The 14,814-nt window shown below is 60.7% G+C and carries 17 protein-coding genes; 13 read left to right on the top strand and 4 right to left on the bottom strand.

Annotation, left to right across the window (positions count from 1 at the left end):
• Positions 1 to 333: 333 nt before the first annotated feature.
• From GEV01_RS15750 to GEV01_RS15725, 6 genes are all read left to right on the top strand, one after another.
• A complete protein-coding gene (locus tag GEV01_RS15750) occupies positions 334 to 732 on the top strand; it encodes a barstar family protein (protein WP_008451499.1) in 399 nt (132 codons plus the stop codon).
• A gap of 124 nt (positions 733 to 856) precedes the next feature.
• Entirely contained in the window at positions 857 to 1,468 is a 612-nt protein-coding gene (gene purN, locus GEV01_RS15745) for a phosphoribosylglycinamide formyltransferase (protein ID WP_008451497.1), read from the top strand.
• 18 nt (positions 1,469 to 1,486) lie between these two features.
• Positions 1,487 to 2,791: an RsmB/NOP family class I SAM-dependent RNA methyltransferase gene (locus GEV01_RS15740; RefSeq protein ID WP_152806079.1), complete on the top strand. Its 1,305-nt coding sequence runs from the start codon at positions 1,487 to 1,489 to the stop codon at positions 2,789 to 2,791.
• A gap of 99 nt (positions 2,792 to 2,890) precedes the next feature.
• Positions 2,891 to 4,270, top strand: a complete 1,380-nt coding sequence (locus GEV01_RS15735) for a mechanosensitive ion channel family protein (protein WP_152806077.1) — start codon at positions 2,891 to 2,893, stop codon at positions 4,268 to 4,270.
• 111 nt (positions 4,271 to 4,381) lie between these two features.
• The gene (locus GEV01_RS15730) at positions 4,382 to 5,584 is read left to right on the top strand and encodes a DesA family fatty acid desaturase (RefSeq protein WP_152806075.1); all 1,203 of its coding nucleotides are present in this window, start codon (positions 4,382 to 4,384) and stop codon (positions 5,582 to 5,584) included.
• A gap of 80 nt (positions 5,585 to 5,664) precedes the next feature.
• Positions 5,665 to 6,156 carry a hypothetical protein gene (locus GEV01_RS15725; protein WP_235914386.1) on the top strand — a complete coding sequence of 164 codons (492 nt, stop codon included), beginning with the start codon at positions 5,665 to 5,667 and terminating at the stop codon, positions 6,154 to 6,156.
• A gap of 58 nt (positions 6,157 to 6,214) precedes the next feature.
• On the opposite strand, the gene rpmG is transcribed toward GEV01_RS15725, so the two are convergent.
• The 3 genes from rpmG to radC form a co-directional block, all read right to left on the bottom strand.
• Positions 6,215 to 6,382 (bottom strand): 50S ribosomal protein L33, encoded by a 168-nt coding sequence (gene rpmG, locus GEV01_RS15720; protein WP_008451489.1) that lies wholly within the window; start codon positions 6,380 to 6,382, stop codon positions 6,215 to 6,217.
• 13 nt (positions 6,383 to 6,395) lie between these two features.
• The gene (gene rpmB / locus GEV01_RS15715; protein ID WP_008451488.1) at positions 6,396 to 6,632 is read right to left on the bottom strand and encodes a 50S ribosomal protein L28; all 237 of its coding nucleotides are present in this window, start codon (positions 6,630 to 6,632) and stop codon (positions 6,396 to 6,398) included.
• A 161-nt stretch (positions 6,633 to 6,793) separates the two neighbouring features.
• Positions 6,794 to 7,468, bottom strand: a complete 675-nt coding sequence (gene radC / locus GEV01_RS15710; RefSeq protein ID WP_152806069.1) for a RadC family protein — start codon at positions 7,466 to 7,468, stop codon at positions 6,794 to 6,796.
• Between the two features lie 90 nt (positions 7,469 to 7,558).
• Here radC and GEV01_RS15705 point away from each other — a divergent pair, with 90 nt between their 5' ends.
• The 6 genes from GEV01_RS15705 to GEV01_RS15680 all read left to right on the top strand — a co-directional run bounded on the left by GEV01_RS15705 (position 7,559) and on the right by GEV01_RS15680 (position 12,934).
• The gene (locus tag GEV01_RS15705; protein ID WP_008451486.1) at positions 7,559 to 8,014 is read left to right on the top strand and encodes an FKBP-type peptidyl-prolyl cis-trans isomerase; all 456 of its coding nucleotides are present in this window, start codon (positions 7,559 to 7,561) and stop codon (positions 8,012 to 8,014) included.
• A gap of 7 nt (positions 8,015 to 8,021) precedes the next feature.
• Complete coding sequence (gene ispH / locus GEV01_RS15700) at positions 8,022 to 8,984, top strand: 4-hydroxy-3-methylbut-2-enyl diphosphate reductase (RefSeq protein ID WP_152806066.1); 963 nt, start codon at positions 8,022 to 8,024, stop codon at positions 8,982 to 8,984.
• 284 nt (positions 8,985 to 9,268) lie between these two features.
• Positions 9,269 to 10,198, top strand: a complete 930-nt coding sequence (locus tag GEV01_RS15695) for a branched-chain amino acid ABC transporter permease (RefSeq protein WP_008451484.1) — start codon at positions 9,269 to 9,271, stop codon at positions 10,196 to 10,198.
• 14 nt (positions 10,199 to 10,212) lie between these two features.
• On the top strand, positions 10,213 to 11,430 hold the full coding sequence (locus GEV01_RS15690) for an ABC transporter permease subunit (protein WP_152806062.1): 1,218 nt from the start codon (positions 10,213 to 10,215) through the stop codon (positions 11,428 to 11,430).
• 11 nt (positions 11,431 to 11,441) lie between these two features.
• On the top strand, positions 11,442 to 12,212 hold the full coding sequence (locus GEV01_RS15685; protein WP_152806059.1) for an ABC transporter ATP-binding protein: 771 nt from the start codon (positions 11,442 to 11,444) through the stop codon (positions 12,210 to 12,212).
• A complete protein-coding gene (locus GEV01_RS15680) occupies positions 12,212 to 12,934 on the top strand; it encodes an ABC transporter ATP-binding protein (RefSeq protein WP_152806057.1) in 723 nt (240 codons plus the stop codon). The genes GEV01_RS15685 and GEV01_RS15680 overlap by 1 nt, the downstream gene beginning before the upstream one ends.
• Positions 12,935 to 13,005: 71 nt before the next feature.
• Here the strand turns inward: GEV01_RS15680 and GEV01_RS15675 are convergent, their stop codons facing one another.
• The gene (locus GEV01_RS15675; RefSeq protein WP_008451480.1) at positions 13,006 to 13,566 is read right to left on the bottom strand and encodes a phasin family protein; all 561 of its coding nucleotides are present in this window, start codon (positions 13,564 to 13,566) and stop codon (positions 13,006 to 13,008) included.
• 333 nt (positions 13,567 to 13,899) lie between these two features.
• On the opposite strand from GEV01_RS15675, the gene GEV01_RS15670 reads away from it, so the two are divergent.
• Positions 13,900 to 14,808 (top strand): DMT family transporter, encoded by a 909-nt coding sequence (locus tag GEV01_RS15670; protein WP_152806053.1) that lies wholly within the window; start codon positions 13,900 to 13,902, stop codon positions 14,806 to 14,808.
• Positions 14,809 to 14,814 lie beyond the last annotated feature (6 nt).

Raw genomic sequence — 14,814 nt, 5'->3', positions numbered from 1 at the left:
ATGGCAACAAATTGTAACAGGGGCCATGAAAGCGCGTCGCGCGCCCAAAAGGGGGAAATGTGCTCATTTGGCCCCTAAAACCCGCTCAAAATGTTCTGTTTTTAACAAATATTGCGTGAGCCATCACATTCGTGTTGATCTGGGAGGAACAACACGTTACCCTAATATGCGTATGGGATTCGAGAAACACATTGAATCAGCCACGGTGAACGCAGACCAGTTTGCCGTGTTAAGTGGACAGGTGCTCAAATTATTTACTCTTTAATTCACAAAATAGGCACTCCCGACAGTAAAGTGGACACACCGTACATTCCAGGTCAGATTGAGGGAAACATGAGTTTGTTAATGACCGTGCCGCCCAACCTCGTGCAATCGATCCGCGCCTTCCGCGTGGTCGAGTTGCAGGAAGAAGCGGCCCGCCTCGGACATCACTTCCTGTACGCGCACTGCATCGCCGGCGCGACCAAGCAGCAAGTCCTGGGCATCATTGCCGAATCGTTCCAGTTCCCCAAGGGTATAGGCAAGAATTTCGATGGTTTGCGGACAACTTTGACCGAAACCATGGCCGGCGCCGGCACGCAGCAAGGTTTCCTGGTGGTGCTGGAGCAGTTGCCCAATACTCAAAAATTTGACAAGGAAGCACGGGAAACCCTGCTGGACGTGTTCCGCGACGCTGCCGATTACTGGGCCGACAAAAAAGTCCCGTTCCGGGTGTTTTACTCCTTCGAGTAAGCCGGAATCCCCTCCCGCGCCAGCGTAGGAGCGGGTCTTCCACGCCCCGAGGCGCCCTGCTGCATTGCAACAAATCTTGTTCAGTTGTAGTCCCGGCTGCATGAACAAGGTACAATGTCGGCCTATGAAAAACATCGTCATCCTGATTTCCGGTCGCGGCAGCAACATGGAAGCGGTCGTCCGCGCGGCGCAAGCCGAGCGCTGGCCCGCCCGTATTGCCGCCGTCATCAGCAACCGCGCCGACGCCTCCGGGCTGGTTTTCGCTGCTGAGCATGGAATCCCGACGGCCATTGTTGCCAACAAAGACTACGCCAGCCGCGCCGAATTCGACGCCGCCCTGCAAACCGTGATCGACGGCTTCCAGCCCGATCTGGTGGTGCTGGCAGGTTTCATGCGGATTTTGACGGAGCAGTTTGTCGCGCATTACGCCGGCCGCATGCTCAACATCCATCCATCGCTGCTGCCGCTGTTCCCCGGCCTGGCGACCCACGCGCAGGCGCTGGCCGCCGGCGTGGCCGAGCATGGTGCGACGGTGCATTTCGTGACGGCCGAACTCGATCACGGGCCGATGGTGGCGCAAGCCGCCGTGCCCGTGTTGCCCGACGATACGGTTGAAACCCTGTCCGCCCGCGTGCTGCAGCAGGAGCATGTCATTTATCCGCGGGCGATACGCTGGTTTGTCGAAGACAGGTTGACGATAGCGCAGGGCGCGGTCCACGTGGACCATACAAAGTAAAACTAACCAAGGAATTCCATGAGATTGCCACCAGCGATACTCGCCAACGCCGAAGAAGTGTTGCGCGAGATTTTGCGCTTTGCCGCGCCGGCCGACACCACCCTGTCGCGCTATTTCAAAGACCACCACCGCCTGGGCGGCCGCGAACGCGGCGCCATCGCCGAGTGCGTCTACAATGTGCTGCGCAATAAATCGTTTTATACCGATTTCTCCGAAGCGGGCGGCGGCGCCACCATGCGTCGCCTGACGCTGCTGGGCATGGCGGACGCGGTCGGCGTCGAATCGCTGGGCGGCCTGACCGAAGATGAAGTGGCGTGGGTCGAGCGCATCCTGCAGATCGACCGCAAGGTGATGCACAAGTCCAGCCGTTCGAACATGCCGAAGTGGTTGTTCGACAAGCTGGTCGAGCAGATGGGCGAAGAGGAAACGCTGGCGCTGGCCGACGGCATGAACTCGCCTGCACCGCTGGACCTGCGCGTCAACGCCATGAAGGCGACCCGCGACGACGTCGCCGCCAAGCTGCTGGAAGCACCCATCCGCAGCACGCCGACGCCGTTCGCGCCGCTGGGCCTGCGCGTGCTGCAAAAGCCTGCGCTGCAAAACCTGCCGCTGTTCAAGGATGGTCATATCGAAGTGCAGGACGAGGGCAGCCAGATCCTGTCGGCCATCGTCGGCGCCAAGCGCGGCGAGATGGTGGTGGACTTCTGCGCCGGCGCCGGCGGCAAGACGCTGGCACTGGGCGCGACCATGCGCAACACCGGCCGCCTGTATGCCTTCGACGTGTCCGAGAAGCGTCTGGCCAAGCTGAAGCCGCGCCTGGCGCGCAGCGGTCTGTCCAATGTGCATCCGGTGCAGATCGCGCATGAGCGCGACGCCAAGATCAAACGTCTGGCCGGCAAGATCGACCGCGTGCTGGTCGATGCGCCATGCTCGGGCCTGGGTACCCTGCGCCGCAATCCTGACGTCAAATGGCGCCAGCAGCCGAGCGCTATCGGCGAACTGCAGGTCAAGCAAGCCGCCATCCTGGCCGGCGCCGCGCGCCTGTTGAAGGGCGGCGGCCGCCTGGTCTACGCAACGTGCAGCTTCCTGGACGACGAGAACGACTTCATCGCCAAGCAGTTCCTCGATACCCATCCGGACTTCGAGCTGGTGCCGATGAACAAAGTGCTGGCCGAGCAGCGCATCGAGCTGGAGATGGGCGACTATCTGAAGCTGCTGCCGCACAAGCACCAGACCGACGGCTTCTTCGCTGCAGTATTCGAGCGCAAGCCTATGGCCAAGAAAGTCATCGTCAAGGACGAGGACGAAGCGGTCGAGGAATAATCTTCCTCGGTACGCAGCGCAAGGGCCGGGCAGGTGTGTACACTGCCCGGCCTTTTTTACGTTAATCTACGCATCTCAGTCATTCCGCACTTCCACACGATGAATCAACAACCCTTGCTCAACCTGATCGACGACCTCACCGGCGATTTGACCGACCCCAGCCTGCTGTGGCAGGTCGGCGCCATTGTCGTTTCCGTGCTGCTGGGCTTTGGGCTGACGCGGCTGCTGAAGAAACGCTTCGGCCGCCAGGATGATGGGCACGGCGCCATGCTGCGCTTTGGCGTCGAAAGCTTCGGCCGCGTGATGGCGCCGCTGGCCGTGGTCGGTCTGCTGGCGCTGGCGCGCGTGGTGCTGGCCAAGTACCACTTCCACGTCAACATGCTCAGGCTGGCGCTGCCGATCTTCGGTTCGCTGGCGGTGATACGTTTTACCTTCTACCTGCTGCGCCGCGTGTTTGCGCGCCAGGGCCAGGTCAGCGCCACCATGCTGGCGTTCGAGAAGGTGTTCCAGTTGCTTGTGTGGCTGGCCTTCGTGCTGTACATCACCGGCGTGTGGGTCGATGTGTTCGACTACCTGGACAGCACCATCCTGCCTATCGGTAAATACAAGGTGTCGATCGCCGACATCCTGCAGGCGACCGTGTCGGTGGTGGTGCTGCTGATGCTGGCGCTGTGGGCCGGTGCTGCGCTGGAAGAGCAGTTGATGAAGGTGCAGGGCATGCACTCCAACCTGCGGGTGGTGGTGGCGCGCACCGCGCGCGCCGTGCTGATCCTGGTGGCGGTGCTGATGAGCTTGTCGCTGGTGGGGATCGACCTCACCGTGCTGTCGGTGTTCGGCGGCGCGCTGGGTGTCGGCCTGGGTCTGGGTTTGCAGAAGATCGCCAGCAACTACGTGTCCGGCTTCGTGATCCTGTTGGACCGCAGCCTGACCATCGGCGACATGATCACCGTCGACAAGTACAGCGGCCGCGTCACGCAGATCAACACGCGCTACACCGTGTTGCAGGGACTGGATGGCGTCGAGTCCATCGTGCCGAACGAGATGCTGGTGTCGGGCGCGGTGCAGAACTCGTCGCTGTCGAGCAGCATGCTGTGGATCTCGACCAAGGTTTCGGTGGCTTACGATACCGATGTCGATACCGTGCTCAAGCTGCTGGAAGATGCGGCGCTGACCGTCGACCGCGTGCTGAAGGAAGACAAGCTGCCGTCGGCGCAGCTGCTGAGCTTTGGCGCGGACGGGCTGGATCTGCAGGTGGGATTCTGGATCAACGATCCGCAGAACGGCCGCGGCGGCGTCACCTCGGACGTCAACCGCGCGATCTGGCGCGCGCTGAAGGAGAACAATATTTCCGTGCCATTCCCGCAGCGGGAAATGCGCATCCTCGGCCCTGTGCCCGAGCAATTTTCAGCCCCGGAAAGCACGACCGTGCCGAAGAAATCATCGGTGACTACGGGAAATCCTTCCGCTGATCACGTTTAAATCAGCGTACAATAACGTCCAAAAGTAAGACTGACGGACTTCCTGCGCCTGCTAAAAACGCAATCTTGACGGAACGACCGCACAGCGAGACATGCCCACTTTGGAGTAGTAATGATTTTTAGTTTATATGATGTACTGGATTTTTTGTCTAACGGCGTCACCCGACTCACCGCATGGCAAGTGTTCTTCTATACGCTGATCGTAACGCACATCACCATCGCCAGCGTCACCATCTACCTGCACCGCCACCAGGCGCACCGTGCGCTGGAGCTGCACGCGATTCCTAGCCATTTCTTCCGTTTCTGGCTGTGGCTGACCACCGGCCAGGTGACCAAGGAATGGGCTGCGATCCACCGCAAGCACCACGCCAAGTGCGACACCGAGGAAGATCCGCACAGCCCTGTCACCCGCGGCATCAAGAAAGTGTTCTGGGAAGGCGCCGAGCTGTATCGCGCTGAATCGAAGAACCTGGAAACCATGGAGAAGTATGGCCATGGCACGCCGACCGACTGGATCGAACGCAACCTGTACACCCGCTTCAGCTGGCAGGGCGTGGCTGCGCTGCTGGTGATCAACGTCGTGCTGTTCGGCGTGATCGGCATTACCGTGTGGGCTGTGCAGATGATGTGGATCCCGGTGACGGCGGCCGGCATCATCAACGGCATCGGCCACTACTGGGGCTATCGCAACTACGATTGCGCCGACGCGGCCACCAACATCATCCCGTTCGGCATCCTGATCGGCGGCGAAGAACTGCACAACAACCACCATACCTTCGCCACCTCGGCCAAGCTGTCGTCGAAATGGTATGAGTTCGACATCGGCTGGGGATACATCCGCGCGCTGGAAATGATGGGCCTGGCCAAGGTCAAGAAACGCGCTCCTGAGCCGAAGTTCGCCAAGGGCAAAGTGGAGGCCGACTTCGACACGCTGCAATCGGTCATCGCCAACCGCTACGACGTGATGGCCAAGTACGCCAAATCGGTCAAGCACGCCTGGAAAGAAGAGCTGGAGCACCTGAAAGACAAGGCCCAGCTGGAAGCGCGCTTCCTGAAATCGTCGCGCAAGCTGTTGCAGCGCGAGCCGGGCAAGCTGGAGGCGCCGCAGCAGCAACAGCTGGTGGAACTGTTCCAGCACAGCAAAGCGCTGGAAACCATGCACACCATGCGCGTGGAACTGGGCGTGATCTGGGAGCGTTCGCACTTCACCCGCGACCAGCTGCTGCACAAGCTGCAAGACTGGTGCAACCGCGCGGAAGCGTCGGGCATCAAGTCGCTGCAAGACTTCTCGTTCCGCCTGCGCAGCTACGCATAAGAAAGTATTGATACAATAAAACGGCTCCGAATTCGGAGCCGTTTTTCATTTCAGGGAGCATCATGCAACTGCGAGCTTATTTGACTGCCTTGACCCTGGCGCTGCCGCTGTGCGCCGCCCACGCCGCCGACTGGACCGTGCGTTTCGACGGCGCCGGTCCGCTGAAGATCGGCATGCGTTTCGACACCGTCAACAAAGTGCTGGGCGAGCACATGGAGCGTACGCCGAAAGCCTTGCGCGCCTCGCCCAACTGCTTCCAGCTGGAACCAGCGCGCCAGCCCGGCTTGCTGCTGATGTTTGTCGGCGATGTCCTGAAGCGGGTGGACGTGATGGAGGAGGGCATCCAATCCGAGCGCGGCATCGGCCTGGGCGATCCGGTGGAAAAGATCAGCCAGGTCTACGGCGAAGCGGTGACGTCCGCGCCGCAAGCCTACGACGACAGCGAGCAGACCCTGACCGTCAAGGCAGGCGGCGGCCAGTACGCGATCCGCTTCGACACCAGCAAAGGCAAGGTCGGCGCGATCTACGCCGGCGCCTGGAAGGAAGTGCAGTACATCGAGGGCTGCCTGTAAAACAAAAAAGCCGCTGAGCTGATGCTGAGCGGCTTTTTTACGAGAAGCGAAGATCGAATTACTTGATCTTGGTTTCTTTGAACATGACGTGCTTGCGTGCTTTAGGATCGAACTTCATGATCTCCATTTTAGCAGGCGTGGTGCGCTTGTTCTTGGTGGTGGTGTAGAAGAAACCCGTACCTGCGGTCGATTCCAGTTTGATTTTGTCGCGGCCAGTTTTTGCCATGGTAGCTCCCTAATTAGACTTTTTCGCCACGGGCGCGCATGTCGGCCAGTACGGCATCGATGCCGACTTTGTCGATTACGCGCAGACCAGCGTTGGACAGACGCAGGGAGACCCAGCGGTTTTCAGATTCAACAAAAATACGACGGTTCTGCAGGTTAGGCAGGAAACGACGTTTGGTTTTGTTGTTTGCGTGGGAAACATTGTTGCCGACCATCGGCTTCTTCCCAGTAACTTGGCAAACACGTGCCATAACGCACTCCTTAAAAGACATTCCACAATTGGAAAAACAAGAGTATATCCAAAAAACTCAGCTTTTTCAATGACTTGTGAAAAACAATTGTGTCGCGTGCATATGAAAATATTTAACAATTGTGAATTCGCTCGTAAACCCTTGAGCGCATAGGGGTAAACTCATAGCTGGCCATGCTCGGCAAACGAGTGCACCTGGTGGCCGGCCACCACAAAATGGTCGAGGATGCGGATATCGACCAGCGCCATGGCCTGCACCAGTGCCCGGGTTAGCAGCAGATCCGATTCGCTGGGATCGGGCGTGCCGGACGGGTGGTTGTGGGCCAGCATGATGCTGGCCGCGTTGCAGGCCAGTGCCGCCTTGACCACTTCCCTCGGGTAGACGCTGGTGTGCGTCAAGGTGCCGCGAAACATTTCACGGGCTTCGATCAAGCGGTTCTTCACGTCGAGGAACAGCACATGGAAGGATTCGAAGTCCTTGCCGCTGAAGGTGATGCGCAGATACTCCTTGACCGCGCGCGGCGAGTTCAGCGCCTGGCCAGCCTTGATTTCCTCCAGAATCGCGCGCCGCGCCAGCTCCATCACGGCTTGCAGCTGCGCGAACTTGGCCGGTCCCAGCCCGTGCAGCGCGGAAAACGCCTCCAGGCTGGCCCCGAACATGGCTTGCAGCGAGCCGAAATGGTGCAATATCTGCTGCCCCAGTTGCACCGCATCCTTGCCGGGGATGCCGGTGCGCAGGAAAACCGCCAGCAATTCTGCGTCCGACAGCGCCGCCGCGCCCTCGCGTATCAGCCGCTCGCGCGGGCGCCGCTCCGGCGGCCATTCCTTGATTGCCATCGATATCCTCCGCAAATCAGCACAGACGACGGGCGCGAGCGGCAAGGTGGCTTACAATAGAGCCTTTGCCAGCTTACCGAATCTCACGTCATGTCTAACGCGCAACCTGCTGTCGTCACCAAATCGGCTTACTTAACACTGCATTATCGTCTTGCCTCGTTGGACGGTACTGATATCGTTACAACCTTCGGCGGAAATCCCGCCACGCTGATGCTGGGCCAGGGCCAGCTGGCGCCGGTGCTGGAAGAGCTGCTGATCGGCATTCCTGAAGGCACGCACAAGACCTTCGAGCTGGAGCCTGGCGTCGGCTTCGGCCCGCGCAATCCGGAACTGGTGCGCGAAGTTACCCGCGCCACGCTGGACGAGAACTCGGTGCCGGGCGCCGACTATAAAGTAGGCGACCTGGTCGACTTCGCCGCGCCGGGCGGCGGCCGCTTCGCCGGCATCCTGCGCGAGCTGGGCGACGAAACCTGTTTGTTCGACTTCAACCACCCGCTGGCCGGCCAGCCGCTGAAATTCGAAGTCCAACTCATCTCCGTGCTGTGAGGAACCCATGAGCGATAAAGAAATCCTGCTGGCCCAGCCGCGCGGCTTTTGCGCCGGCGTCGACCGCGCCATCGAAATCGTCGAGCGCGCGCTGACCCAGTTCGGCGCGCCTATCTATGTGCGCCACGAAATCGTCCACAACGCCTACGTGGTGGAAGACCTGCGCAACAAGGGCGCCATCTTCATCGAAGACCTGGACGACGTCCCGGCCGGCAACACCCTGGTGTTCTCGGCGCACGGCGTGTCCAAGGCGGTGCGGGCGGAAGCCGAATCGCGCGGCCTGAGCATCTTCGACGCCACGTGCCCGCTGGTCACCAAGGTGCACGTGGAAGTGGCCAAGATGCGCAAGCAGGGCTGCGAAATCATCATGATCGGCCACGACGGCCATCCGGAAGTCGAAGGCACGATGGGCCAGACCGAAGAGGGCATGTACTTGGTCGAAACCGTGGCCGACGTCGACAAGCTCAACGTCACCAAACCGGACCAGCTGGCGTATGTCTCCCAGACAACGTTGTCCGTTGACGACACTGCCGACATCATCGAAGCGCTGAAACGCAAATATCCGGCCATCATCGAGCCGAAAAAAGGCGACATCTGCTACGCCACCACCAACCGCCAGGAAGCCGTGAAATTCATGGCGCCGCAGGTGGAAGTGGTGATCGTGGTCGGCAGCCCGAACAGCTCCAATTCCAACCGCCTGCGCGAAGTGGCGGAAAAGAAGGGCACGCCGGCCTACATGGTCGACAACGCCACGCAGATTGATCCGCTCTGGCTGGAAGGCAAGTTGCGCGTGGGCGTCACCGCCGGCGCGTCGGCGCCGGAAGTTTTGGTGCACGCCGTCATCGACCGCCTGAAGGAACTGGGCGCGCGCAGCGTGCGCATCCTCGATGGCGTGCAGGAAGCGGTGACTTTCCCGTTGCCCAAGGGCCTGGATGGACAGAAAGCTGCACCGGCCGAGGGCGTGGTTTAACAACTTTCGGGATGGAACGGAATTATATTTCGCATATTTCCGTTATTCCGCAGTTAGTTTTTCCAAAATCTCGCTATCATTGCCTCGCTCTTAAAAAGTTGTCGTTTCGGCTTATAAATGAGGGAACGGCGGAGGGGGCGCTCGCAGGGGATGATACCGGTTCAGGCATGAAATTTGCATCATGAACGCGTAGTCAACGGCGGCACTACGGAGACCTCTCCGGGTGCCGTTTTTGTTACATGAGCCGGATGTGCAGGCATAACATAAAAGTAAAGGCGCTCTTCATGGATACTTTTATCCAACAAATTATTAACGGACTTGTGCTCGGGAGCATGTACGCACTGGTCGCGCTGGGCTACACCATGGTGTACGGTGTGCTGAACCTGATCAACTTCGCCCACGGCGATGTGCTGATGATAGGCGCGATGACCGGCCTGACCATCCTCAACCTTCTCAACCAATATGCGCCGGACCTGCCCGGCTACGTCAAACTGGCGATCGCCATCGGCGGCGCCATTCCGGTATGCATGATCGTCAACATCATCATTGAACGCGTCGCCTACCGCCGCCTGCGCAACGCGCCGCGCCTGGCGCCGCTGATCACCGCGATCGGCGTGTCGACCCTGCTCAACACCTTTGCGATGATGATCTGGGGCCGCAACCCGCTGTCCTTCCCACAACTGTTGCCTTCCGACCCGGTCGCTATCGGCGGCGCGCTGATTTCGCCGACCCAGATTCTGTTGCTGGCGCTGGCCCTGATCTCGATGGCCGGCCTGGTGGTGCTGGTGGAGAAAACCAAGATGGGCCGCGCGATGCGCGCCACCGCCGAGAATCCCCGCGTCGCCGGGCTGATGGGCGTCGATTCCAACAAGGTCATCGTCGCCACGTTCGCGCTGGGTGCGGCGCTGGCCGCCGTGGCCGGCGTGATGTGGGGCGCCAACTATGCGTCGGTGCAGTTCACGATGGGCTTCCTGCCGGGCCTGAAAGCCTTCTGCGCCGCAGTGCTGGGCGGCATCGGCAACATCTACGGCGCCATGCTGGGCGGCATCGTCCTCGGCATCATCGAGAGCCTGGGCGCCGGCTACATCGGCGACCTGACCGGAGGCTTCCTCGGCAGCCACTATCAGGACATCTTTGCCTTTGTCGTGCTGATCATTGTGCTGACGGTGCGTCCGTCCGGCATCATGGGCGAGCGCGTCGCGGACCGTGCCTAAGCGGAGGAACTGATATGGCCATTCTGAATTTCGACACCACCCGCAACCCGCGCAAGGCCTACAGCAGCATGGCTGTGGTGCTGATCGGCTTGCTGATCTTCCCGTTCGTCGCCTCGCAGTTCGGCAACTCATGGGTCCGCATCATCGACATGGCGCTGCTGTACATCATGCTGGCGCTGGGCTTGAACATCGTGGTCGGCTTCGCCGGCTTGCTGGACCTGGGCTACATCGCGTTCTACGCGGTGGGCGCCTACATGACCGGCCTGCTGGCCTCGCCGCAATTCGCGGCGCTGCTGGAGTCGATGATCAACGAATACCCGGTCATCGGCAACTCGCTGGTGGCGATCCTGGGACCGGACATCCAGCAGAACGGCATCCACCTGTCGGTGTGGCTGATCGTGCCGTTGGCGGCCGCGCTGGCCGGCCTGTTCGGCGCCATCCTGGGGGCGCCGACGCTGAAGCTGCGCGGCGACTACCTGGCCATCGTGACGCTGGGCTTCGGCGAGATCATCCGTATCTTCATGAACAACCTGAACGAGCCGATCAACTTCACCAACGGCCCGCAGGGCATCAACCTGATCGACCCGATCCGCGTGTTTGGCGTCAACCTGGCGGGCGAGGCGGGATCGCGCGCGAATGTGGTGATCGGTGGTTTCTCGATGCCGTCGGTGAACGCGTATTACTTCCTGTTCCTGTTCCTGTGCGTGGCGGTGGTCTTCATCACCTCGCGCCTGCAGCATTCGCGCCTGGGCCGCGCCTGGGTCGCCATCCGTGAAGACGAGATCGCCGCTAAGGCGATGGGCATCAACACCCGCAACGTCAAGCTGCTGGCGTTCTCGATGGGCGCCTCGTTCGGCGGCATCGCCGGCGCGATGTTCGCATCGTTCCAGGGCTTCGTCTCGCCGGAATCGTTCTCGCTGACCGAATCGATCGCCGTGCTGGCGATGGTGGTGTTGGGTGGCATCGGCCATATCCCGGGCGTCATCATGGGCGGCGCGCTGCTGGCGGCATTGCCGGAAGTGCTGCGCCACGTGGTCGAGCCGCTGCAGCAGAAGCTGTTCGGCCACGTGCTGATCGAGGCCGAAGTGCTTCGCCAGCTGCTGTACGGCCTGGCGATGGTGCTGATCATGCTGAACCGCCCGGCCGGCCTGTGGCCTGCGCCCAAGCATGAAGACCGCCCCGACGGCGACTCCGACACCAAAGATCAATCGTCCGGCACCGTGGCGGCCTGAGGAATAGACACATGAGCGAACAAGTAATTCTGAACATCGCCGGCGTGAACAAGCGCTTCGGCGGCTTGCAGGCGCTGACCGATGTCGGCATCAAGATCATGAAGGGCCAGATCTACGGCCTGATCGGCCCCAACGGCGCCGGCAAGACCACCTTCTTCAACGTCATCACCGGCCTGTACCAGCCGGACACCGGCACCTTCGAGCTGGCCGGCAAGCCGTACTCGCCGTCGGCGCCGCATGCGGTGGCCAAGGCCGGCATCGCCCGGACCTTCCAGAACATCCGCCTGTTCGGCGAGATGACCGCGCTGGAAAACGTCATGGTCGGCCGCCACGTGCGTTCGCACCAGGGCGTGTTCGGCGCCGTGTTCCGCCACAAGGCGGCGCGCGAGGAAGAGGCGGCTATCCGCAAGCGCGCGCAAGAGCTGCTGGACTTCGTCGGCATCGGCAAGTTCGCCAGCCGCACGTCGAAGTTCCTGTCCTACGGCGACCAGCGCCGCCTGGAAATCGCCCGCGCGCTGGCCACCGATCCGCAACTGCTGGCGCTGGACGAACCGGCGGCCGGCATGAACGCCACCGAGAAACTGGCGCTGCGCGAGCTGCTGGTCAAGATCAAGAATGAAGGCAAGACCGTGCTGCTGATCGAGCACGACGTCAAGATGATGATGGGCTTGTGCGACCGGCTGATGGTGCTGGAATACGGCAAGCCGATCGCCGAGGGCCTGCCGGCTGAAATCCAAAGCAATCAGGCGGTGATCGACGCCTACCTGGGAGGATCGCACTAATGAGCGACAACGTTCTTAAAGTATCGGGACTGAAAGTCGCGTACGGCGGCATCAAGGCCGTCAAGGGTATCGACCTGGAAGTGAACCAGGGTGAGCTGGTGGCGCTGATCGGCGCCAACGGCGCCGGCAAGACCACCACGCTCAAAGCCATCACCGGCACGCTGCCGCCTTGCAAGGTCGAGGGCACGGTGAACTACATGGGCGAGTCGCTGAAGGGCAGCAAGTCCTTCCACCTGGTCGAGAAAAAGCTGGCGATGGTGCCGGAAGGGCGGGGCGTGTTCACCCGCATGTCGATTCAGGAAAACCTGATGATGGGCGCCTACACGCGCGACGACAAGGCCGGCATCGAGGCCGACATCGCCAAGTGGTTCGACGTCTTCCCGCGCCTGAAGGAGCGGGCGGCGCAGATGGCGGGCACCTTGTCGGGCGGCGAGCAGCAGATGCTGGCGATGGCGCGCGCGCTGATGTCGCATCCCAAGCTGCTGCTGCTGGATGAGCCGTCGATGGGCTTGTCGCCTATCATGGTCGAGAAGATCTTCGAAGTGATCCGCAACGTCTCGAAAGAGGGCATCACGATCCTGCTGGTGGAGCAGAACGCCAAGCTGGCGCTGCAAGCCGCGCACCGCGGCTACGTCATGGATTCCGGCCACATCACGATGACCGGCAACGCCAAGGACATGCTGGACGATCCGCGCGTCAAAGCCGCTTACCTCGGCGAATAATAAAAAAAGCCTCGGCGATGCCGAGGCTTTTTTGATGGGAACCGGCACCCTACCGTGCCGGTGATCCTTGATTACTTCTTGGCTGGAGCAGCTTTAGCGGCTGCAGCGGTGAACTGGTTCACGGCCGAAGTCAGGTTCGATTCGATCGACTCGACAGCCTGCTTGGCGGTCTTGGCGAACTGCTCGTAACCGGCGTTGGCGTTGCCGATGGCCGATTTCAGGATGGCCACTGCGTTTTCCGAACCGGCTGGAGCGTTTTTGCTCACTTCTTCCACCAGCGAGATGACTTTGCGGTTGGTTTCAGCGATCTGGGTTTCAGCAGCTTTGCTGAATTCAGCGCCGGTGCTCGAAGCGATGGTCGCCAGGTGACGGCCGTAGGCGATGGTTTTTTCTGCGTTAGGCTGGGCTTGTGCCGAAGCCAGCGAGAAGAATTCTTGTGGATCTTTAGCCGACAGCAGTTGCTTGGTGGTGATCGACGACTCTTCCAGCGATGCTTTAGCAGCGGTCAGGTTCAGGTCGACGAACTTCTCCACGCCTTCGAAAGCCTTGTTGGTCAGGGCCGAGAAAATCGCGAATTGAGCTTCAAAGTTAGCTTTGGTCGCATTGGAAAATTGCTCAGGGATTGAAAACATTTATTTCTCCAGGAAAGTAGTCATTGATTAAGTACTGCTGTTTCTACAGCCGGTGCGAAACAGACTATCCACGTTTCAGACCGAACAACAAATTGTGCAACGCAACAAACCCGATTTTACGGCCTTCAAAAATTAAGTCAAGCGATTTTTTGTGCATTGCATCAAAGAACCGAGTCTAGCCTGCGGAAACAATTTCCATAGGGAAAATGCGGGCTGCAAGGGGCATGAACGGTGGCAAAACGGCCGCCGTGATAGACTTGCATCCTGTTGAGTCGGCGCCGCACAACGGCGCCGATTTCCTTTCTTGATGCAAGTCAGTTTTCGCCGTTATCCATGCCCAACACCCCAAGCACCGCCGCGGCCGTCAAACACGCCACCTTGTTGTCGCCGCTGCCCTTGTTTTTCGTGCTGTTGTGGAGCAGCGGCTTCATCGTCGCCAAGTTCGGCCTGCCGTATGCGCCGCCGCTGACCTTCCTGGTGCTGCGCTTCCTGGGCGTGCTGCTGTTCCTGGTGCCTGCCGTGCTGCTGCTGAAAGCGCCGTGGCCGCAGGGCCGGATCTGGCAGATCGCGCTGGCCGGGCTGCTGGTGCAGGCCGGCTATCTGATCGGCGTCTGGTGCGCGATCAAGCTGGGCATGCCGGCCGGGCTGTCGGCGCTGATCGTCGGCATGCAACCCATCCTGACCGCCTTCGCCGCGCCGCTGATCGGCGAAAAAGTACGGCCGCGACAGTGGCTGGGCCTGGTTTTCGGCTTGGGCGGGGTAGCGCTGGTGGTGGCCGCCAAGATCCAGCTGGTGGGCCTGTCGACCGACGCCATCCTGCTGTGCGTGCTGGCCCTGCTGTCGATGACGGTCGGAACCTTGTATCAGAAACGCTATTGCCCGCATTTCGACTTGCGCACCGGCACCGTGATCCAGTTCGCCGCCTCGCTGGTCGTGGTGCTGCCGCTGGCCATCATATTCGAAGGCTGGACGCCTGAATTTGCTGCGGTGCAGTGGACGCCGCGCTTCATAGGCGCCTTGCTGTGGTCGGTGATGGGCTTGTCGATAGGCGCCATCTTCCTGCTGTTCGCGCTGATACGCCGCAGCGACGCCACCCAAGTCACCAGCCTGCTGTACCTGACCCCGCCGACCACCGCCGTCATGGCCTGGCTGATGTTCGGCGAAGCTTTCAACGCCCTCGGCATGGCGGGGATGGCGCTGGCGGTCATGGGTGTGATATTTGTCGTCAAGAAAACCAGATAAAAGCGA

The sequence above is a fragment of the Rugamonas rivuli genome (genome assembly GCF_009380165.1).
GTDB lineage: Bacteria > Pseudomonadota > Gammaproteobacteria > Burkholderiales > Burkholderiaceae_D > Rugamonas > Rugamonas rivuli.
Note: the sequence above shows the minus strand (reverse complement) of the source record. Positions and strands in the feature narration are given on the sequence as shown.